General features: G+C 39.1%; 10 protein-coding genes. 7 read left to right on the forward strand and 3 right to left on the reverse strand.

Features of this window, described 5'->3' with window-relative positions; genetic code table 11:
- Positions 1-73 precede the first annotated feature (73 nt).
- From rfbD to H8S90_RS11290, 3 genes are all read left to right on the forward strand, one after another.
- Complete coding sequence (rfbD, locus tag H8S90_RS11280; protein WP_187342627.1) at positions 74-934, forward strand: dTDP-4-dehydrorhamnose reductase; 861 nt, start codon at positions 74-76, stop codon at positions 932-934.
- Between the two features lie 48 nt (positions 935-982).
- A complete protein-coding gene (locus H8S90_RS11285; RefSeq protein WP_187342628.1) occupies positions 983-1,507 on the forward strand; it encodes an NUDIX hydrolase in 525 nt (174 codons plus the stop codon).
- 67 nt (positions 1,508-1,574) lie between these two features.
- A complete protein-coding gene (locus tag H8S90_RS11290; protein WP_187342629.1) occupies positions 1,575-2,885 on the forward strand; it encodes a nicotinamide mononucleotide adenylyltransferase in 1,311 nt (436 codons plus the stop codon).
- A 141-nt stretch (positions 2,886-3,026) separates the two neighbouring features.
- Here H8S90_RS11290 and gcvP read toward each other — a convergent pair whose 3' ends face one another.
- A complete protein-coding gene (gcvP, locus tag H8S90_RS11295) occupies positions 3,027-5,906 on the reverse strand; it encodes an aminomethyl-transferring glycine dehydrogenase (protein ID WP_187342630.1) in 2,880 nt (959 codons plus the stop codon).
- A 379-nt stretch (positions 5,907-6,285) separates the two neighbouring features.
- Complete coding sequence (locus H8S90_RS11300; protein WP_187342631.1) at positions 6,286-9,006, reverse strand: carboxypeptidase-like regulatory domain-containing protein; 2,721 nt, start codon at positions 9,004-9,006, stop codon at positions 6,286-6,288.
- Positions 9,007-9,461: 455 nt separating this feature from the next.
- Here H8S90_RS11300 and H8S90_RS11305 point away from each other — a divergent pair, with 455 nt between their 5' ends.
- Together H8S90_RS11305 and ruvA are read left to right on the forward strand one after the other, a co-directional pair.
- Entirely contained in the window at positions 9,462-11,762 is a 2,301-nt protein-coding gene (locus H8S90_RS11305; protein WP_187342632.1) for an NADP-dependent malic enzyme, read from the forward strand.
- A 59-nt stretch (positions 11,763-11,821) separates the two neighbouring features.
- Entirely contained in the window at positions 11,822-12,406 is a 585-nt protein-coding gene (ruvA, locus tag H8S90_RS11310) for a Holliday junction branch migration protein RuvA (RefSeq protein WP_187342633.1), read from the forward strand.
- Here ruvA and H8S90_RS11315 read toward each other — a convergent pair.
- Positions 12,358-14,919 (reverse strand): hypothetical protein, encoded by a 2,562-nt coding sequence (locus H8S90_RS11315; protein ID WP_187342634.1) that lies wholly within the window; start codon positions 14,917-14,919, stop codon positions 12,358-12,360. The genes ruvA and H8S90_RS11315 overlap by 49 nt on opposite strands.
- Positions 14,920-15,272: 353 nt before the next feature.
- Here H8S90_RS11315 and H8S90_RS11320 point away from each other — a divergent pair, with 353 nt between their 5' ends.
- Together H8S90_RS11320 and sprA are read left to right on the forward strand one after the other, a co-directional pair.
- Positions 15,273-15,473: a hypothetical protein gene (locus tag H8S90_RS11320; RefSeq protein ID WP_187342635.1), complete on the forward strand. Its 201-nt coding sequence runs from the start codon at positions 15,273-15,275 to the stop codon at positions 15,471-15,473.
- A gap of 541 nt (positions 15,474-16,014) precedes the next feature.
- Positions 16,015-23,118 carry a cell surface protein SprA gene (gene sprA, locus H8S90_RS11325; RefSeq protein ID WP_255501915.1) on the forward strand — a complete coding sequence of 2,368 codons (7,104 nt, stop codon included), beginning with the start codon at positions 16,015-16,017 and terminating at the stop codon, positions 23,116-23,118.
- The last annotated feature ends 128 nt before the right edge of the window (positions 23,119-23,246 follow it).

The following is a 23,246-nucleotide window of genomic DNA, read 5'->3' on the forward strand; positions in this document are numbered from 1 at the left end:
AGAAAGAATACTAGTTTTGCATTTTTATTCTATTTAAATGAAACATTAACAAGCAATGCTTGTAAAACAGAAGATGAGTAAGATAGTATTAGGAGGCAGCGGACAGCTTGGACAATGTATTAAATCTGTTGCCGGAGAAAAATCGGAAGACAGCAAGTTGATTTTTTTTTCTTCAAAGGATGCTGACTTGAATAATTATGGGCAAATGCGTAATATGTTTGAGGCCTATAAACCACAAATGATAATTAATTGTGCTGCTTACACCGCAGTTGACAAAGCGGAAGAGGAGCAGGATATTGCTTATGCTTTAAATGCTGATGCCGCCGGCAATTTGGCTTCATTGTGTAAACATTATAATAGTGAACTTATACATATCTCTACAGACTTCGTGTTTGAAGGTAATAAGCCAGGGTTACTTACCGAAGAGGATATCACAAAGCCGATTGGAGTGTATGGGAAAACAAAATTGATCGGGGAGAAGAAAATTCAAGAAGAATGGGGACGTTCAATTATCTTGCGCACAAGTTGGCTTTATTCGGAATATGGAAATAACTTTCTGAAGACTATTCTGCGTTTGGCTGGAGATAGAGACGAAGTGAAAATCATATGTGATCAAGTGGGTACACCTACCTACGGAATCGACCTCGCACGTGCGATATTGCATATTATTTCTTTAGAAAATAAAGAATATGGAATATACCACTATAGTAATGAAGGAGTAGCAAGTTGGTACGATTTTGCCTATGAAATATGCAAGATAAAGGGGTTATCTGTAGCCGTTAAACCCATAAAAACAGGAGAATTTCCTACCAAAGCAAAAAGACCGATTTATTCGGTGATGGATAAAACGAAGGTAAAAGAGACGTTTAACCTCGAAATAGCTCATTGGACAGACAGCTTGAGAATCTGCTTGGAACGCCTAAGCACCAACTAAAAGTTAACGTTTATTAGGTGAAGGCAATAGTAGCAAAATAATTAGCACATGAAGTGGAAAGTTTTAACCTCGGAATATTTAATAAAAGCACCATGGGCAGTGCTCCGCAGAGATAAATGTGAAATGCCCAATGGGCACGTCGTTCCTGAATATTATGTGTTGGAATATCCTAATTGGGTTAATATTGTAGCATTGACAAAAGATAATCAGGTCATTTTGGTGAAGCAGTACCGTCATGGTGCGGGTATAGAATCGCTGGAAATCCCAGGAGGTGTTATTGACGAGGGAGAAGATGCAGAAACTGCAGCCAGACGTGAAATGTTAGAAGAAACCGGCTATACATTTGATCAAATGGAAAAGATTGTCGAGTTGTACCCAAACCCCGCGACAAGTACAAATATTACCACAACATTTGTTGCGCGTGGTGGTGTTAAAATAAGGGAGCAAGCGTTGGATGATCAGGAAGAAATAGAGGTTTTCTTGGTTTCTATTGACGAAACAAAAAAACTCCTGAAAGAAAATAAGATACCGCAGGCACTTCATGCGGCGGCTTTGTTTTATGCACTTTATTAATTGCTATTATCTATTCCAAATAGTGGTCAGAGCTGGTAACTCATGGCGAAATTAGTACCTTTGCTCCATGGCAAGAGAGATTTTGGAAAATAAGCGTAAAGCATTAAGAATTAACCTCAATGAACAAATTTATGGCACTTTTGCAGAAATAGGTGCCGGACAGGAAGTTGCGCGTAATTTTTTTACCGCGGGTGCTGCCTCAGGCACTATCGCAAAAACGATGAGTGCTTATGATATGGCCTTCAGTGATGCCATTTATGGAGCTGAATATAATAGAAGGTACGTTAGCAGTTCTCGATTAGAAAAGATGTTAGACCATGAGTATGGGTTATTGACAGACCGGCTAACAGGGTCTAAATATCAAAACCGCAAATTCTTCGCTTTTGCCGATACGGTTACCACATTAAATTTTAGCAAAACAAATGATCCACATGGTTGGATTGGTATCCGTTTCCAGTCGGAAGTAGGAGGGGATCCTAATGATATTATCGTTCACGTGCGCTTGTTGGACAGCGACGCTTCGTTACAGCAGACAGTACTTGGAATATTGGGTGTGAATCTAGTGTTTGCGGCGTATTTTTACATAAATGATGTCCAAACGATGATAGAGAGTCTGGCAGATAACCTAGCTGCAGGGTCAGTAGAAATCGATTTGGTAAAAGTTAACGGTCCTGTGTTTAATAACGTGAACGAAAGGCTGATCAATCTTTACTTAATAGCTAAGGGGTTTTCAAGTGCGGCGATATTTGATAAAGATGGACATGCCCACCAGGCAAGAGACTTTTTGTATAAAAGGGATATCATTATTTTAAGAACAAAATATAGGCAGAAATCCAATCCTAACTTTGATTTATTTAATCTTGCGGTTGATCAATTTAAGCGGAATCTAGGTGTGAAAGATAGCAATTTATTGGTGATGATTGAGGTTCTTATGTCGAACGTTTTAGACGATCACCCTGAATTGAGTAATGACGATCTTGAGTATTTTGCGCAAAGAGCTGAGGAGCTTTGTGCTACCGGAAACCATATATTGGTTTCCAACTTTACTCGTAGCCATAAATTGGCAAATTATCTTTCTCAATTCAAACCAAAAAACGTTGGTATTTCTACCAATATATCGAATTTGCGTAATATATTCAATTCTAGAAACTATGGTGATACTTATACGGATGAACTATTGGCCTACGTAAGTGGTATGTTTAGTAAAAATGTTAAGCTGTACGCCTATCCATATCTAGATAAAAAGAGTAATGAAATTATTAACACGAACAATATGCCAGTGTCGAGAGAAGCTAAACCACTATTCGATTTTCTAACACAAAATCATTACATTATTGATATAGAAAACTACGATGAGCGATTTGTAAAAACAGTTTAAGAATAGCTCTGCTTCTCAGCAGCTGAAATCGTGTAAGGGGTATTTACTAAATAACTCCAAGGTAACTAATATTCGAATTAACGTAAAGAAAAATAAAAAGGCACGGTAAGTTACAATTACAACCTACCGTGCCTTTTTATTTTAAACAACCTCTTCGTATTCACTTAACGGAGGACAGGAGCAGATCAATGAACGATCACCGTAAGAATCATTCACACGTCCTACTGCTGGCCAAAACTTGCGTGTCGCAACGTAAGGCAAGGGAAAGGCTGCCTCTTGACGGTTGTAAGGCCTATCCCAGTCATCAGCACTGATGACTGCCAATGTATGAGGTGCGTGCTTGAGTAAGTTGTCGACTTTATCCGCTATGCCATCTTCAATGGCAGTAATTTCTTTTCTAATGGCAATTAATGCATCACAGAAACGGTCAAGCTCAGCCTTAGGTTCCGATTCGGTCGGCTCTACCATGAGTGTGCCGGCAACTGGGAATGATACTGTTGGCGCATGAAAGCCATAATCCATTAAACGCTTAGCAATGTCACCAACTTCTACACCGTAGTTTTTAAAACTGCGACAATCTAAAATCATCTCATGAGCACAACGTCCATTGGTGCCAGCATATAATACCTTATAACTGTTTTCTAAACGCGCCTTTATATAGTTGGCATTCAAGATGGCAAATCTAGTGGCATTAGTTAGCCCTTCTGCTCCCATCATGGCAACATATGCATGCGAAATAATCAATATAGAAGCTGATCCAAATGGGGCTGCAGATACCGCTGAAATCGATTTTCCTTGATTGATGTCTACTACTTCATGTCCCGGTAGATAAGGCACTAAATGCGTTGCTACGCCAATTGGTCCCATACCCGGCCCTCCACCTCCGTGTGGGATACAGAAGGTCTTATGTAAGTTAAGGTGACAGACATCAGCTCCTACGGTTGCGGGACTGGTTAAGCCTACTTGGGCGTTCATGTTAGCTCCGTCCATATATACCTGTCCGCCGTTATCATGTATAATTTGGCAGATATCTATAATAGATTCTTCAAATACACCGTGCGTAGAAGGATAAGTAACCATTAAACAGCTTAAGTTGTTGCGGTTAGCATTTGCCTTCTCTTTTAAGTCATTTACATCAATATTTCCGCGTTCATCGCATTTTACAATAACGATCTTCATTCCAGCCATAGCCGCGGACGCGGGGTTTGTTCCATGGGCGGATGAAGGGATCAATACAACGTTACGATGGTGATCCCCCCGATCTTCATGGTAGGCTCTAATAACCATCAAACCTGTATACTCTCCCTGCGCGCCGGAATTAGGCTGAAAACTCATTTTAGCGAAACCGGTAATTGCAGATAACCATTGATCAAGCTCGCTGATGAGCTGCATATACCCGCCAACTTGGTCTGTAGGAGCAAAAGGGTGAAGTTTACTGAAAGCCTCCCAAGATACTGGAATCATCTCAGTTGTTGCGTTTAGCTTCATAGTGCATGAGCCTAAGGGTATCATCGAATGGCAAAGGGATAAATCTTTTGCTTCCAAAGATTTTATATAACGCAGCATTTCATGTTCGGAATGATAGCTGTTGAAAACTTCATGGGTTAGGTATTTACTTGTGCGTTGTAAGTCGTTCGGAACAACGCTTTCTAAACCGTTTTCCAGCGCAGAAAAATCGATGTCGGCTAATGTTTTAGCTTTAATCTTTGCAAATACCCGTACAATTTCTTTGATAGCGGCAAGCGAAGTGGTTTCGTCTATTGAAATATTAACTTTAGCACCATCGTAACGGAAGTTCATTTCATTATTTAATGCTTCGGCGTGCAAGGGATCGCACAGATCTCCCAAAGGGACAGTTAACGTATCGAAATAGGTTTCGTTCTCTTGTTTATAGCCAAGAGTTTCTAATGCCTTCGCCAAAAGAACCGTTAAGCCATGTATTCGTTCCGCAATAGCTTTTATACCTTGTGGTCCGTGATAGGCTGTGTAAAAACCAGCCATAATAGCTAGTAAAGCTTGCGCGGTGCAAATATTTGAAGAAGCTTTATCACGCCGGATATGCTGTTCACGAGTTTGTAAGGCCATCCTAAGAGCGTAATTGCCTGCTGAATCTATAGTGACGCCAATAATGCGGCCCGGTATATTTCGTTTGTAGATTTCTTTTGTTGCAAAGAAAGCAGCATGGGGGCCACCAAAACCCATGGGTACTCCAAGACGCTGCGAAGACCCAACAACAATATCTGCACCCCATTCTCCTGGAGGCGCGAGCAGTGCCAAACTCATGATGTCAGCTGCCACACTCAGTGTGGACTGATTGGCATGTAAGGCGTCAGCAAAAACACTATAATCGTAAACTTTACCATCGCCAGCAGGGTATTGTACCAATGCCCCAAATATGTCATTCGTAAGCTCGATGGTACGGTGATCCCCTATTACTAAATCAATGCCGTAAGATACTGCTCGAGTCTTTAGTACATCTAATGTTTGAGGGAATACATTTTCCGACACGAAGAAGGTATTAGCCACTTTATTTTTACGGAGACTATATTGCATGTACATTGCCTCTGAGGCTGCGGTAGCTTCATCTAATAAAGAAGCATTTGCAATCTCCATTCCTGTAAGATCAATGATTGCCGTCTGGAAGTTCAGCAAGGCTTGTAGTCGCCCTTGGGCAATCTCTGCTTGATAGGGGGTGTATTGCGTATACCAGCCCGGATTCTCAAAAACATTTCTAAGAATAACACCAGGGGTAATAACATCGTAATAACCTTGACCAATATAAGATTTAAATACCTTGTTTTTTGACGCAGTTTGCTTCAATTTGCTTAAGTAATCGGTTTCACTGAGAGCAGGTGGTAGGCTCAAAGAATTTTTTAATCTGATCTTAGCAGGGACTGTTTCCTCAATTAACTGTTCAATACTGTGGACGCCTATGGCTTCCAGCATCTCAGGAACATCTTGTGCAGTAGGCGCGATATGACGTTCTTCAAATTTTTCTTGAAAATTTATGTTTAAGCTCATTCAAGTGTGAATTATAGATCATAGTTTTATTGCATGTAGAACCGCTATCTGGTTACTTCTAAAGAGGGGTTAGCCTGTTTTTCATGCCAGTTAAAACCATTGAATTTAAGGCCACAAAGATACGAAATAAGTCTTAGATTTTATGGTATCAATGTGAAGGTTTTAGATACTTTTATATCAGCTTTTATTAGTTTTGCAGTATATGAAAAAACACCTTCCTTTAATTACAATGCTTACAGGCTTCATTTCTTTCGCCGGAATTATATATATGATGATGAACCCAAACATATCCAACGCATTAATTTTTTGTATTTATTTGTTGGCCGCCAGCTCAGGTATTATGGGATTCACTCTTATGGGAAAGAAGAAGTAAATCATGTTATTCTACCGTGTATCGATATACTCCTCTTCCAATATTACCGTTTTCATCTATACCCTCTACAACCGTTTTGTATGTTCCGGGACCATCAGCGTTGAAGAATTGGAAATTAGCTTTCCCCTCTTCATCAGTTATTACTTCCGGGTTCCAATATACGGTAGTACGTAAATCTGGTCCGGGAGTACTGGTCGCTGTATATTTCGGCATATAGAATGATTTTTCCGCAAGATAACCTAGAGGAGTTATTGTCACGACGTTTGATTTGGGAAGTAAATTTTCCAGCTCCGCTTTAGAAATTCTTGTACCTTCCGGTTTTTTCTTAGTGTTGATTACCAAGACGCCGTTACTCTGGTAAGTTCTGTTTACTGTTCCTAAATCATCCCTTAGAAATATCTCAACCGACTCGACTTCTGCTGGGCTTACGGTGTTAATTCCATTTACATCAATAGCCATACCGTTTAAGAATACTTGCACGGGCGTCCTATTTCCTTGATTGTAATCGCGTGTAATAAAAAAATTGTTATCCATGAATGTTAGACCCATAGCTGCTGTCTGTAAACAATTAATTAGTAGGTTACACCCGGAAAACCGCGCACCATCAATGAGATGGTCAGGAATAGGGCTTAGTCCTGATAGTGCGGGATACTGCGTATGTCTAGGCTTAGGAGCAGCTCTTGCTGTAATAACAACTTCTTCCAATAGGCGTTCTGTGCGGTACTGCCTTTCACTATTTCTTAGATAAGGAGTTAACGTACTGTCAATATTTAGCACTTCATCCGGAGCAGTAAAACCAGGCGTAATAGCGGGAAACGCTTCTCCGTTAAGGGTGATTTGTAGGTTGCGGAAATTTTCGTTGTTACGAGCGCTGATCGTAATTTGAGCAGAATCAGTGAAAGCCACATTATTGAAAGCGAAGTTCCCTTGTTCATCCGAAACAGTTTCTATGGCGTTTTTACTGTTGCCTACTGTTAGCTGCAATCTTCCATTAGGTACTGCTATGCCGTTCAACAGTCGTAGTGAACCTGTGATGTCAATTCCTTGCTCAGGTAGAAAGTCGATAGCCGGAATTTTGTCTCCTATAACATCCTTGTAATCGAAGCGTCTGTACCCTTGAGTGAGCATCAAAATATCCAGATTATCTTTAGTTTCAGCGTTCACTTCCTTAAAATAATAGTTTGGTTGCTCGATATAGCCTTTAATGTCTGACGACAATAACAAGCTGCTTAAGATGGTTGTTTCGGCGTTTTCATTGAAAGGAACTTTCGTCTCGTCAATTACGGCGATAGAGAAGGTTCCGACTGCTTTTGTACTATCAGTACTTGCATCTAACTGTAAATTTACCGGTTGTTTAGACTTATAGGTCTTCTTGTCCGAGTTTAACGATAGTTTAAGTTCGTTAGGGTGTTGTATAAATACCAGACGTTCGCTTAAAGGAATGCCGGCTGGAGAAAATAGGGTGAACTGGACAATTCCTGAAGGAAATTTATCCTTTGGCACAGTAGCGTTGATACTCTTGCTGTTCAAGGGTGTCTGGGCGGCGTAATAAATAACGCCATCACTTTGCGCAACCAGAGAAAAAACTTTATCTTGGTTCTGTTGAAGATATAATTCATTGGACGTAATCTGTACCGCTATACTGGCGCTATCTGTGTTGTTTATTGCTAAGCTGGTACCAAATGGACGTACCTTTGGCAGAGGATAGTTTTTCTGACTGCCATCAGACAAAGTTACCTTTGCTGTGTAGGTGGCATCTTTTTGTGGGGTTAACGGAAATTTCCCCATACCCAAATGTTTCGTCTCAAACTTAGCCACTTCCTGCCCATTCTGATCAACTACTGAACCGTTAATTGGTACACCCAAGCCATCCCCCCCAACAGACTTGAAGGCAACCACGCTGGGCAAATCTGCTATTAGATAGCCACTCTCGGGGAAAAACTGAACATCTGGGGCTTGAAATGCTGCGCGTAAAGTGTAACTTGTAGCAACAGATCGATCATTGTCTAAGCTAATGGTTGTATTCAATAGCGCCTCCTTGAGCACTTGTGGTTTGTCATTCGTTAGGTTAAGCTGTAAATAACCACTTTTATCGGTACTTCCTCTTCCCTTTCCCAAACTGCTGGTCCCCCTTACCAGTTCCCAGGTTACCCGTTTATCAACTAGAGGTTTTCCTTCCTCATCCGTATAGCGAATACGTCCGTTTACAATACCTGTTTTTGCGGATGGATTGGCTACGAAATTGGCATGTGTTTTTAGTCGTTTGTTGAAAACATCGCCTATGATGATATTTTTACTGAAAAAATAATCTGGATCGAAGTTCATCATATAACGAGTATAAGAACGGATGCGATAATTTCCCTGTTTATATATAAGTGGATCTAGTACAATGGTGCCGTTACCTGTTCCTTGCTCAACTGGTATCATCACTGTTTTCATAAGTGAATCTTGGCTGTCCAGTACTTCTACGTAAGCTACCTTACTCAACGACGACAATTGATGGTGACTGGTAATATACGATTTAAACCATATGGTGTCACCAACGGCGTAATATGGTTTGTCAAAATGTAGGTATATCTTTTCAACGGGTTGCTGGTTGGCTAACGTATTCGTTTTTTCAACAATGGTGTTTAGATCGATACCTTTTTGACGTGATTGTCCGAATGCACAGACGCAGAAAAAAGAAAGGAGAATAAACGATAAATACTTATTTATAATGTAACCCATAAAGTAGTCAGATTTTTAAAATCGCTAAGTTATAGAATTATTCATTTACTTGTAAGTATTAACGGATTTTTAACAATTAAAAGGTTAAGGGACGTTTTATATGTAGGTGGTACGTTTCACGTTATACGCAACTGGACACCAAATTTTATTTTAACGGTGATATTAGATATTAATTATTCATAAAAAAGAGGGAGTTTATTCGGGTTTTATCCGAACAAGGTCCGAACAAGATACGAATAATACCTGAATAAAATCCGACTAATTCTAAAATTTGATGATAAGTTGAAGATACTATCCTGTGTCAGAAAACCGAAGGGGGAAGGTTTAAATATCATAAAACTTCCTACCTTTGAATCGTTGACAGATTGTTTGGCCATTTACTCATTATGAAGTTTTGGCAGGACACCGATGTATTAAAGTAAGTAACAACCATTATCGAAAGAATTAAATTAGAGATGAGTAAAATTAATCGTAAGCAAGATGCGTTGGATTATCATGCTAACGGCCGTCCGGGGAAGATCGCTGTAGTTCCTACCAAACCTACAAATTCCCAAAGAGATTTATCACTGGCTTACTCGCCTGGTGTAGCAGAGCCGTGTTTGGAAATTGCGAACAACAAAGAAGATGCTTATAAGTATACCGCCAAGGGGAATTTGGTTGCCGTGATCAGCAATGGTACTGCTGTTTTGGGATTGGGAGATATTGGTCCGGAGGCAGGAAAGCCTGTGATGGAAGGAAAAGGCCTTTTGTTTAAGATTTTTGCAGATATTGACGTGTTTGATCTTGAACTGGACACGAAGAATGTGGACGACTTTGTTCGCACTGTTAAGCTATTAGAACCCACATTTGGGGGAGTAAATTTAGAAGACATAAAAGCACCTGAATGTTTTGAGATTGAACGTCGGTTGAAGGAGGAGATGTCTATCCCGGTGATGCATGACGATCAGCATGGAACGGCTATTATTTCCGGGGCAGCTTTAATCAATGCTTGCGAGCTTCAGAAGAAAAAAATAGAGAAAGTAAAAATTGTAGTGAATGGGGCGGGAGCCGCCGCTATATCGTGTTCACGTATTTATATCTCTTTAGGAGCTAAACCGGAGAATATCGTAATGGTCGATCGTTCTGGTGTAATTCGTAAAGATAGACCAAATCTCGACGCCTTTAAGGGCGAGTTCGCTACTGATCAGGATATTCACAATCTGGAGGAAGCAGTGAAAGGAGCAGATGTTTTTATTGGTTTATCTGCTGCGGATGTGTTAAGCGCAGAGATGTTAAAAAGCATGAGTAAAAACCCGATTGTTTTTGCTATGGCGAATCCCGATCCAGAGATTGCCTATGAGCTGGCAGTTAGTACACGTAAAGATATCATTATGGCTACGGGAAGGTCTGACTACCCGAACCAGGTAAATAACGTATTGGGCTTCCCGTATATTTTTAGGGGTGCGCTGGATGTAAGGGCTACTGCAATCAATGAGGAAATGAAGTTGGCCGCAGTTTATGCTATTGCCAATCTGGCAAAAGAATCAGTTCCTGAATCGGTTAATTTGGCGTATAATATCAACAACCTAAAGTTTGGTAAAGATTATATTATTCCGAAGCCAACAGACCCTAGATTGATCACTGAAGTAGCACCAGCAGTTGCTAAGGCAGCTATTCAGTCTGGTGTGTCAAGAACAACGATTGAAGATTGGGAACTTTATAAAGAGAATCTTAGAAAACGTTTGGGATTAGACGATGTACTGATGCGTGATCTGAGCGCGGCTGCACGTCAAAATCCTAAAAAAGTGGTATTTGCAGAAGCCGACAATTACAAAATTCTAAGAGCGGCACAAATTGTTAAAGATGAAGGAATCGCATACCCCGTTTTATTGGGCAAGCGTCGAAGGATTGAAGAAATTATAGCTGAACACGCTTTGGAACTGAACGATGTGCCGATCATTGATCCGTTAGAAGAAGTAGATACTCCGGTATTTAAGCAATATGTTCAAGCTTTATATAAGAAACGACAACGGAGAGGAATATCGTTTTTAGATGCCAGTAAGCTTATGCTCGATAGAAATTATTATGGAGCAAGTATGGTTGAATTTGGACAGGCAGATTGCCTGATATCTGGATTAACCAAAAACTATGGTGCTACTATTCGTCCTGCACTACAAGTAATAGGAACTAAATCTGGAAGCCGTATTGCGGGGATGTATATGATGCTTACGAAAAAAGGACCAGTGTTCTTTGGTGATACTACAGTGAATAAAAATCCTACAGAAGAAGAACTGGTGGATATCACGGTATTGCTGCATGATGCGGTGAAGAAGATGAATATACAGCCAAGGATCGCTTTACTCTCCTATTCTAATTTTGGATCTAATGAAGGAGAGGTGCCAGTAAAAATGCGTAATACCGTAAAGAAATTACATGAGAAGTATCCTGAAATTATTGTTGACGGAGAGATGCAGGGTAATTTTGCTACCAATGCCCGCATGTTGGCAGAGAATTTTCCTTTCAGTAACTTGAGTGATGGCCCGGCGAACGTTTTAGTGTTTCCTAATCTGGAGTCAGGAAATATAGCATATAAGTTATTACAGGAATTAGGGGAAGCTGAAGCGGTAGGACCTATTCTCTTGGGCCTTGATAAGCCTGTTCACGTATTACAGTTGGGAAGCTCTGTGCGAGAGATTGTAAATATGGTGACTATAGCGGTTGTGGATGTACAGTCTAAAGAAAAGGAAAAAACCGAGAAAGGTAAAAAGAAATCATAAAGATGTAGAGACTGATGAGCTATTAGCTCATCAGTCTTTTACCTATTTGTATTTATAATATGTATGAATATTTTAATGGTAAGTTAGTTTATAAGTGTCCCACTTATGTGGTCCTCGATGTGAATGGTATTGCTTATCACATTAACATCTCCTTACATACGTTTGGGCAGATAAAGGACAAAGAACAAAGTAAATTGTTTATTAGTTTTCAGGTAAAAGAAGATGCACACATGTTGTATGGTTTTGCTGAAGAAGGCGAGCGTCGATTGTTCCATCACTTGTTATCTGTTTCAGGTATAGGTGCTGCTACAGCACGGATGATGCTTTCTTCCATTACCCCAGTAGAGATCCAAGCGGCCATAGTGCAGGGGGATGTCAAGCAGATACAGCGCATCAAAGGAATTGGTCCTAAATCTGCACAGCGTGTTATTTTAGAATTGCAAGATAAATTAAAGAAGGAAGGACCAGACACTTTAATTAAAGTACCGCAACAGGAGTCTGCCTTAGACGAAGCGTTAGCCGCACTGGTTATGTTAGGCTTCAATAAAGCCCAGGCAGAAAAGGTGTTGAATGAGATGGTTCGCATGAATGCCGATCAATTAACAGTAGAAGAGTTGATAAAAATAGCATTAAAGCGGTTATAGAAACTCTTAACTTTATATCCTGAATTATTAAAGAGTGCTTGTAAGGCAGCTTTATTTTCTGCGATTACCCCGCAATGTTCTTTTGGACTCAGTGTTCTTATTAAGTAAATTCTTATATTAACCTCATAGTATTTTAAATTAAACTGCTTGGTTATGAGAATGAGTTGCTGGGCAATTTGCAAGTAATCTTTCTTTTCCTGTCGTAGCATTTCCATGTCCAGTAAACCAAGCTGTATGCGGTTGAGTGTGTAGGAGTTGTTTACAACCAACGCTTCTTCTCTTTTCTTTAATGCTTCGTCTAGTTTTTTCATCATCGTAAATCGCTCCGCGAGCTCCAACGCAATGTTTGCACGAAAATCGGCAGTTATTTTTTTTGTGATATCTTTAGCATGTTCGCTTACTATATTTAAGTAATTAAATGTTGCATGTTCGTCTCCCTTTAATTTCAGCAAGGTATATCCTAAAATGTAAATGAGTTGTTTATGTGTGAGGCTGGCATTGCGATCGGGGTAATCGCAGAATAGTTTGATCTCTTCAAAAGCATTTTCTTTAAAAACATTATGTTTATGATAATGGTGGATGTTCTCAATAATTAAAAGTGGATTTAATGAAAATTCAGCGAAATGTTCATAAGGTATTGCTCTTAAGGCGTCTATATGTTTGAGTGCATCTTCATCTTGTAAATACAGCAATTCAAAAAAAGCGAGGGAAGTGTGCAATAATATTTTCTGTTGGTAGGAGAGGTTATATCGCAGGAGTTTCTTCAAAGCAAGTTTATATTCTGTTTCCATTAATATGTGGTCTAATGCGATATCAATAAAAGTAGAGTTTGCAAATGCTTGATTTAGGAGATTGGCAATTGAAGGATTCACACAGGTAACGTAGTCTAGATTACTACAGGTAAATAAGATCAACGTGGCTTGATACTTTTCGATAAAATCTACATTTTGCAATAAATTGAAGATGGTCAGATCTCCGGCCTCGAGGGAGAAAATAATTAGCCACTTGATTATTGCTAGTTTGATATATTCTGGGTAATCCTTCTCTTGAATCCAGATTATTAAATTAGTATCTATTTGGTTATTGTTTTTCTCTATTGCGTGCTGAGTGACAAAATAAGCCGCTAAAGGTATCGATTGGAATTTTATTTGATAAGCTGCTCGCGTCCCCTGTTCCTTCTGATATTCGTAGAGTAGGCCTCCATGCAAAAGGTCATTATATATGCTGTGGTTCTCCTTGATGATGGGGTAGGCCTCTTTTTTATTAATCAGAACAGTATCTTCAGAATCATTGAATATGAATATTTTAACAAGTTGATCGAGCATTATTTGCTTTTCTGCTGCGAGAGCGCCTTTTAAAATGTTTTTACGTATATAAAAGGAAGCGATAGCATACTCATCTGCTGGATTCAGTTGATCAATACCTATATTATTACCTTTGATTTGGTAATAATATTGAAAGTGAAGAGGTACGCTGATTACGGGAAAGTATTTTCTTGCATAATCAGTGTCTTCGGTAATAGAGGGGCATAACTTGCTGATCAATTGTTGAATCTCAGTAGTGGTAAACGGTTGTAAATTAATGGCATTTACTCTTTTGCTACAAGGAAAGTTTGTAAACCAAAGTTTGTTGGTTTCCGGGTGATTTTCAATTAAGTGTCCATATTTCTGCCAAGTAGAAGGTCTTAGGGTGATAATAATTTTCATCCATGGATAGCTTGAGAAATAAGTAGCTATATCAATCAGTTGCCTGAAGACAATATCGAACAGCCGATTATTGATGAGATTATTATTAAAATCGTCAATGATAAGGTAAAAATTACCGGGAGCGTTTTCCTGATGTTGAATAATGAAATCCTCTAAGTGTTGATGTTGTGGGAAGTTTAAAAGATGAGCAAGCCATTTATTACTATGGAAACCAAAACCGGCTGCAAAAAAAAGCGACGAGCTATTGACATGCAGGATGATATTGTTTGTTTCATTTCTATGGTTTGCGCCCATTAGCTTATCTACCCAATGTGTTATACCAATTGTTTTGCCCATCCCCGAAGGAGCACTGATGATGCAACCAGTGGCCTCTGTGTTTAAAAAACATTCAATATGTGAATCAATTGATTTTCTTTCAATAGTATGTAGGTACGAAATACCGCATTTATGCTTGTTGGTTTGTATAGTGAAACGCGTAATATTATGTGCAGCCTGTGCTATTTCATTCCACGTAATATTTTGGTCGTCCTTTTTTGTTTTTGAATCCATGACATGGATAAAATCAGCCCAGCTTTCATAACCACAATACTGTGATAACGCATTTAGTGTAAAAGTTGAGGGAGCGTAGCGAGCTTGAGCAAAACCGTATACTCTTTTGATAGTAGTTTGGCTAATAGTTTTATTTGTCCTGGTTGAAATGTCCAACGCGAGTTTATAACAATCTGCTGCAATGATGCTGTCTATTCTGGAAACCTCCAGGACTTTGTCTTTTAACTTTTGTATGTAAGGTTGTAAAAATATCTTCATGCTTTGAATTTAGGGTTAATAATCATGTTTATACATGTCTTCGATAAATATAGGAGTTAAATAGATGTTTAACAAAAAATATAAATTGTGAAATCGATCGAATACGTTGCTGATTAAAGAACTATAATTTCCTTTTTATAATTACCAAGCAATACATTAAACAAATGCTTTTTTTGGTAATTGCTTGTTGTTCAGGTTTTTGAGACGGCGCGTTTATGTGTGGGAAAATGTTTTGCTGACTGCTGAGAAATAATAAACGAGCCTATAGACAGTAATAATATGTGAATAAAAACTCTATTGTTAATAAAAAACTGAACAAACTGAATGAAATTTTCGATTAGTGAACACCGTAAATGATATTACTAACCTTACGGAAGCGGGTTATATCTCTTCCAATGGAAAGGGGTGTTGGCATTGATGACATCTGTTCCTTCACACAGGAAGGTGTGTTCGAATTCGAATTCGAGATCGATGTTGCAAAGGTTTATACAGTTCTGGGTGAAAAGATGAGTTATGTGCCAGACACTGTGAAATGTTCCGAGACCCGACACTAATTGAATAGGCGAACGGAATTTACGGTTTTAGAATTGTAGAAATTACAAAAACATGAAAAAGTAGTGATTATTCAAAATATCTCTGAAATATGCTAATGTGTAGTTGCTAACGTTGCAGCAGTAAAGAAAATTAATGTATGATCATTTTGTAAAATTATTGCCATCAATCTATATCTGTCTATAAAATCATATACATCATCATATTTGTTGTAATATATGGTTTCTATTGCTAATAAGCCTATTAGCAATAGAAATTGAAGTGTGGTGTGAATCTATATAGGTAGGACCCCATCTACCTACCACAAGGTGTCGTTCATTTAGATCATCGTGTAAAATCTGAACAAAATGAACAAAGGGCTTGTCTGTAGTTTTTTGTTCGTTTGTAAGTGGAAAGTATGCTTTTTTGTACGAATCTTTTTTGGCTCAGACAATAGTTAAATCAGATAAAACTGTTAAAATTACATAATACTATAGCCCTTTTTTTGAGGCTGTTAATATAATTATAACGGTTTTGGTTTTTTGATGATTTTACACTAGGAATGTGTATTCATATACCGGTGCTTTGAGAAATACCTTTACCCTTTTACTATTTTTTTTATGGTGTGCCGCTCCACTGGTGTTGAAGCATGCAGAGGCCAAGGTGATTAGTGAGTTGTCAGCAAAAAATGATACATTGAAGTCTATAGGAGACAGCATAAAACTTATCTATCCTATTAAAGATAAACCTTTTCTAGATTTATATCCTAAAAACAGCGGTATTCAGTTACGTACTCCTGGATCTATAAAAAGGGAGGTAGAGTTTGATCCAATTAATAAACATTATACACTTCGGGAAAATATAGGGAATAGTATGTACAGACCACCCCAGTATTTTACAATCAATGAATACCAACAATATGAAGAGAAAACGTTAAAGCAGCAAAACTGGCGAGAGTTGTCTGATTTATTTTCGCAGCGCGTTCGCCGAGAAGGGATGATTCCGATAATTGAAGTAAATAGCCAAGCATTTGAAAAAATTTTTGGAGGAAATGCCATTAATATTATCCCTAGAGGAAGTGCGGATGCCACAATCATGGGACAGTTTAACCGAAATGACAACCCAATGTTTAATGAACGTCAAAGAAGGCAACTCGCTTTTGATTTCGATCAAAGCATTCAAATGAACCTCACCGGACAAATAGGAGAGCGAATGCGCGTTACAACCAATTATAATACAGACGCACAATTTGATTTCGAAAATCAAATAAAATTTGATTATGTGGGTACAGATGATGCTATTATTAAAAGGATAGAGGTAGGGAATGTAAGCATGCCTCTTAATTCAACACTTATATCTGGAACAAAGGCTCTTTTTGGGGTGAAAACCCAGTTGCAATTTGGCAGATTAGGCGTAACTAGCGTCTTTTCTCAACAACGATCGCAAAGCAGAGAAATTACTATTACAAATGGTGCCCAGCAAAATGAATTTGCACTTAAAGCAGATGACTATGAAGATAATAAACATTATTTCCTGGCCCATTATTTTAGAGAAAACTACAATAGAGTAATGGCAAATGCTCCATTATTGTTAACTAATATAAATATTACACAAATTGAAGTCTGGGTAACAAATCGAAGTAATTCAATAGAAAATAGCCGAGATGTTTTAGCCTTTATGGATCTTGGAGAAAATAGCCCTTGGAACAGTATGCTGAATTTGCCTGGAGGTTCGGCGTTACCTGCAGCAGCGGTGCTAGGCGACCCTGCCTTTCCACAGCAGTCTAATCGTCTATTAGAGATATTGCAGCAATATTCTGAAGCTAGGTATAGTTCGTCAAATGCGATTGCGGCCCTTTTTCAGGCTACTGGTGCAAACGATAATTTTGCGCGATTGACCAACGCACGCAAACTAAACGAAAACGAATTTACACTCAATCATCGACTCGGGTATATTTCTTTGAATATGCCTTTAAATGCTGATCAGGTGCTCGCTGTAGCATATCGTTACACAGCAGATGGCAGAGAATATCAAGTAGGGGAATTTTCAAATGATATTCCTATTACACCTTCAAATCCGCAAGTGTTGTATACGAAATTGCTGAAAAATGAAATCTTAAAAACTAACTTACCTGTTTGGGACTTGATGATGAAGAATATTTACTCAATAGGAGCATATCGGGTAGGGAGGAACAATTTTGTGTTAAATGTGTTTAGATTGGAAGATGAAACCGGTGTAGAGCGACCGGTAATGTTTGAAGGCACCAACACAACCAACAAATTATGGTTACAGCTTACCGGATTAGATAGATTGAATCCACAAGAAGATAGGCAACCAGACGGGGTGTTTGATTTTTTGGAAGGACTTACCATAGACCCAATAAATGGAAGGATTATTTTCCCTGTAGTGGAACCCTTCGGAGAAGATCTTGCCCGCTTGTTTGCATCTGGAGAAGAGATGTTGGCAGAACGCTACACCTTTCAGGCTTTGTATGATTCGACTAAGGTTTTGGCGCAGCAGCTATTTCCTAATAAGAACCGCTTTCTTATAAAGGGTACGTATGAATCGGAAGCAGGATCCGAGTTTCAGTTAGGTGCTATTAATATCCCTCGTGGTTCTGTGCAGGTTTTTGCAGGAGGAGTTCCATTGCAAGAGGGAGCCGATTTTACAGTGGATTATGATATCGGAAGAGTACGTATTTTAAATGAGGCGATGTTACAATCGGGACAAGCGATTCGTATTCGATTGGAAAATAATGAGTTGTTTGGAATGCAGCAAAGAACCATGTTTGGTTCTCGCTTGGACTATTTCGTCAATGATCATCTTCAATTAGGGGGTACAATCATGAATCTTACTGAACGTCCCTTGACACAAAAGGTTAATATTTCGCAAGAGCCTATTTCCAATACCATGTGGGGGCTTGACGTGAATTATAATGCGTCATCACGTTGGCTTACACGTATGGTTGATAAAATTCCTTTTATGGATACTAAGGAAGAATCATCCATATCCTTTTATGGAGAGTTTGCAAGTTTAGTTCCTGGGCACTCCCGGGCAACAAATATAGCTGGCTCCCGAAATGGAGTGAGCTATTTAGATGACTTTGAAAATAGCCGATCTTTTATTGACTTGAAAGGGGCTATTAGTTGGCAGATCTCGGGGACACCACAATTATTTCCGGAATCACAATTGGAGAATGATCTTAGATACGGATTTAATCGAGCACGATTGGCATTCTATAATATAGATCCTATTTTTTATAGAAACAATAACCTTACACCCACAAACATAAGGGGTAATCTTGACGAACTCTCTAATCATTATGTTAGAGAAGTTCTTGAACAAGAAGTGTTTCCGAATAAGGAAACTGTTACCGGGCAGCCCCTTTATATGTCCACCTTGGACTTAGGTTTTTATCCAACTATAAGAGGACCTTATAATTATGGCACCTCTGACATCAATCGTGATGGGACATTGGGAAATCCAAAAGCTAGATGGGGAGGAGTATTTAGACAGATACAAACCCCCGATTTTGAAGCGCAAAATATAGAATTTATTGAAATGTGGCTGATGGATCCTTTTATTTACAAACAAACTTCAGAAGGTGGTGACCTTTACTTCAACTTGGGCAATATTTCGGAAGACATATTGAAAGACGGACGCAGGTCGGTTGAAAATGCATTGCCGGTGAATGGCGACTATTCGCAGATGGACTTTACGAATTGGGGGAGGGTGCCTAAATTACAGCCTATGGTGCAGGCTTTCGCCAACGCAACCGAACTGCGTGCATTGCAGGACGTTGGTTTAGATGCTTTAGCTGATAGAGACGAAAGAAATCATTTCTCCAACTTTTTGGCGGGGATAAGTGCTATCGTTGACCCGCAACCAATGCAGGAGCTAAACAACGATCCTTCCAGTGATAATTTCAGTTATTTCCGAAGTGCAGAGTTAGATGCGCAGAATGCCGGTTTACTGAAACGATATGAGCGGTTTAATGGAACAGAAGGAAATAGTAAGACAGCGGATCAATCGCAGGATGAAAATGGAGTGGAAACATCAGCGTCAACGTTATTACCAGATAGTGAAGACGTAAATCGTGACAATACCATGAATCAAGTCGATGAATATTATCAATATAGGGTTTCGGTAAAACCACAGGATATGGTGGTTGGAAGGAATTTTATAGTGGATATGATTGATGCTCCGGTGGAACTTGCCAACGGACGCAAAGAAGTCGTGAAATGGTATCAATTCAGAATCCCCATTACTCAATACGAATCAAAAGTCGGTGACGTGCAAGACTTTAAGTCGATAAGGTTTATGCGCATGTTCATGACTGATTTTGCGGATACAATAGTGTTACGTATGGCAAGGTTGCAGTTAGTACGAGGTGAGTGGCGCCGTTACAATGCTGAACGTTCGCCTATAAAAGTGATTGCCGACCCCGAATTGAACAATCCGGCACCAGACAGGTCTACCCTTGAGGTTGCAGCAGTAAACATTGAGGAAAATGGCAATCGTCAACCTATTCCTTACGTTGTGCCTCCTGGTATAGAGCGACAGATAGATTATGGTAACTTCAATACGAATGTACAATTAAATGAGCAAGCCTTATCGTTAACTGTCAACAGATTGAGCGATGGATTTGGACAAGCTGCCTATCGCGCTTCTTCAAATGATTTTAGGGCATACCGTAGGTTACAAATGTTCATTCACGCAGAGGGAGACCAATTGAGAAACGGAGACCTTCATGGATTCATCAGAATGGGAACAGATGGAGAAGAAAATTATTATGAATATGATATGCCGCTGGCAGTCACAATGATGGGAAGTAGAGATCCTGATGCAATATGGCCAGAAGCAAACCGAATGAATGTAAAAATAAAACTTTTCCAACAAGCGAAGGAAGAACGTAATAAGACTATGCTTCCTGATGGAAGCCCTTGGCCGATAGAAATACCTTATAGTTTCTTAGATGGAGCCAATATGGTTACAATAAAAGGACAGCCAGATATTAGCAAAGTGAGATTTTACATGCTGGGTGTAAGAAATCCATTAAGGAGGTCTGCTAATCAAAATGGAGATGATGGATTAGAGAAATCGGGTATAGTTTGGTTTAATGAATTGCGACTTACTGATTTTGATGATAGAGGAGGTTGGGCGGCGACAGCTCGGTTAAATGCCAAATTGGCCGATTTTGCCGATGTAACACTATCTGGCAGTAAAAGTACCATAGGTTTCGGTGCTATCGATAGACGTATTGGTGAACGAAATAGAAGTGACGATCAGTTTTTTGATATTACAAGCGCTGCCGAGTTTGGTAAATTTTTTCCCGAACAAGCGGGAATTCGAATTCCTTTCTTTTTTAACTATTCCAATCAAGTACGAATACCTGAATATAATCCGTTGATGCCAGATATTCAAATGGAATCAGCACTTGTCAGCCTGAACTCTAGTCAGCGAGATTCTTTACTGCGTTTAACGCAAGAATATACCGCGAGAAAAAGCATTAGTTTTATGAATGTTAGGAAGCTACGTATGGACAATGAGAAACCCGTTAAATTATGGGATATAGAGAATTTTAGCGTTTCATATGCTTTTTCTCAATTTTACCATCGCGACTACCTAACAGAACGATCTATACAAAATAACTATCGAGCGACATTTGCTTACGATTATGTTCAGCATAAAGAAGAATATCTTGAACCGCTGAAAAAGCTGTTTAAAAGTAAATATACTAAGCTGCTGGGTGATCTCAATTTTAATCTAATGCCATCTTTTTTGAATTTCAGAATAGATATCCAGCGGCTTTATGCCGAAAACACGCTACGTTTAGGCAGTTCTCCGGATAATTTTCTTCCGATTGGGAATATAGGTACACTGTATAATAAAAATTTCACTATGAATCGTTTGTATGGAATTAGCTGGAATCTTACGCGATCGCTAAAATTGGATTTTAATGCAACGAACTATTCCATAATTGACGAACCGGAAGGTAGATTGGATGGCCTTAAGCGTGACACACTTTGGGAGAACTTTTGGCATCTAGGTAGGACAACCGACTACAATCATATGATGAACCTTACATATAATGTGCCTATAGATAAACTACCAGGACTGGATTGGATCAATGTAGCGGCGAGGTATGGTAGCCAGTTTATGTGGAGAACGCAGCCCTTACTTGCGATAAATGATTCCGAATTGGATATAGGTAATACTATTCAAAATTCACGTACCTTTCAGTTAAATCCCCGCTTCAATTTTTCAGGTCTATTCAATAGGTTTAGATTTTTCAAAGAGGCTAAAAAGGGTAAAAGTACGAATAGAGGAGTGGAGGTCTTGGCTAGTTTCATATCAAGCTTAAAAGACCTCAATGCGGCTTATACACGTATTGACGGAACCTTTCTTCCTGGTTATTTAGGAAAAACCAATATGCTGGGCTATGATTTTGATCGAAACGCGCCAGGTTTTGGTTTTTTGTTTGGTAGTCAACGTGATATCTTGAACCGAGCATTTGATAACGGCTGGATTACCACGGACAGTCTACAAACGCAGTTATATGCCAAATCATTAAGAGAGGATCTGAGTATTAGAGCCACTCTTGAACCCTTCAAAGACCTAAGGATTGATTTAACTGCAACAAGAGTAAGGAACAGCAATTTTACTACACAAATATTATTTGATGAGCCGAACAATACATTTGATAGACTTACACCGGTAACTGCTGGAGATTATAGTCTGTCTTTTTTTGCTTTACGTACAGTATTCTCAAGTAAGGACCGGCTCTTTAGAAATTTTGAGAGAGATAGAAGTACTATTTCCCGTCGTTTAGGAGAGATGAACCCAAATTCTATAGGTGAAACTGATGATTTTGCGGACGGCTACGGTCGCGCATCACAGGATGTAGTCGTAGGCGCATTTCTTTCAGCATATACGGGTAAAAAACCGACAAAACAGAGCTTACGAACTTTTCCAAATATACCGATTCCGAATTGGAGGGTTATATACAATGGTTTGGCAAGACTCCCCTTTTTTAGTGAATATTTGGCTTCTATGGAGTTTATCCATGGTTATCGTACCTTATATAACATAAACGGTTATACAACGCTGATACGGTACGGCAAAACAAACGGAGCCCCCTCTGTAAAAGATATAAAAGGGAACTTTCTTCCAGAATTTCAATTTTCACAGATAACGTTGCAGGAGCAGTTTTTACCTCTAATTGGTTTTAATGCGAGGTTTAAGAACAACTTTACCGCCAATGCAGAATACCGATTAGCGCGTACTTTGAACCTTAGTTTGCAAAACAGCCAGTTGGCTCAGCTTTTAGATGAAGGCATCGTTGTTGGAGCAGGATATCGTGCAGTAGGGTTCAGGTTTCCTTTTGGATGGTTTGCACAACGAAAAATATCTAACGACTTAACGTTTAAGCTGGATATGGCTATAAACGACATGAAAACATTAGTATACCGTTCTGATGCAGATTTCCCGGAGGTCGCCTCTGGAAACCGGAATGTAACATATAGACCATCTGTTGACTATATGTTTAATAACCGATTCAATGTTCGGATGTTTTTTGATAGTAATGCGATTCGGCCACATACTTCGCAAACTTTTGCTACTGCATACAGTAATTTTGGCTTCAATCTACGTGTCTTGTTACAGTAAATTTGTGCAGATATCATCAAAGTAAAAAATTGCATATAAAAGCAAATTTATCTAAGTTTGGCAAAAAATTAATAGCTCTTATATTTTCTTATTTTGTATGGCAAAGTATAGAGCGCCACACTTAAAGT

The sequence above is a fragment of the Olivibacter sp. SDN3 genome, from assembly GCF_014334135.1.
Classification (GTDB): Bacteria; Bacteroidota; Bacteroidia; order Sphingobacteriales; family Sphingobacteriaceae; genus Olivibacter.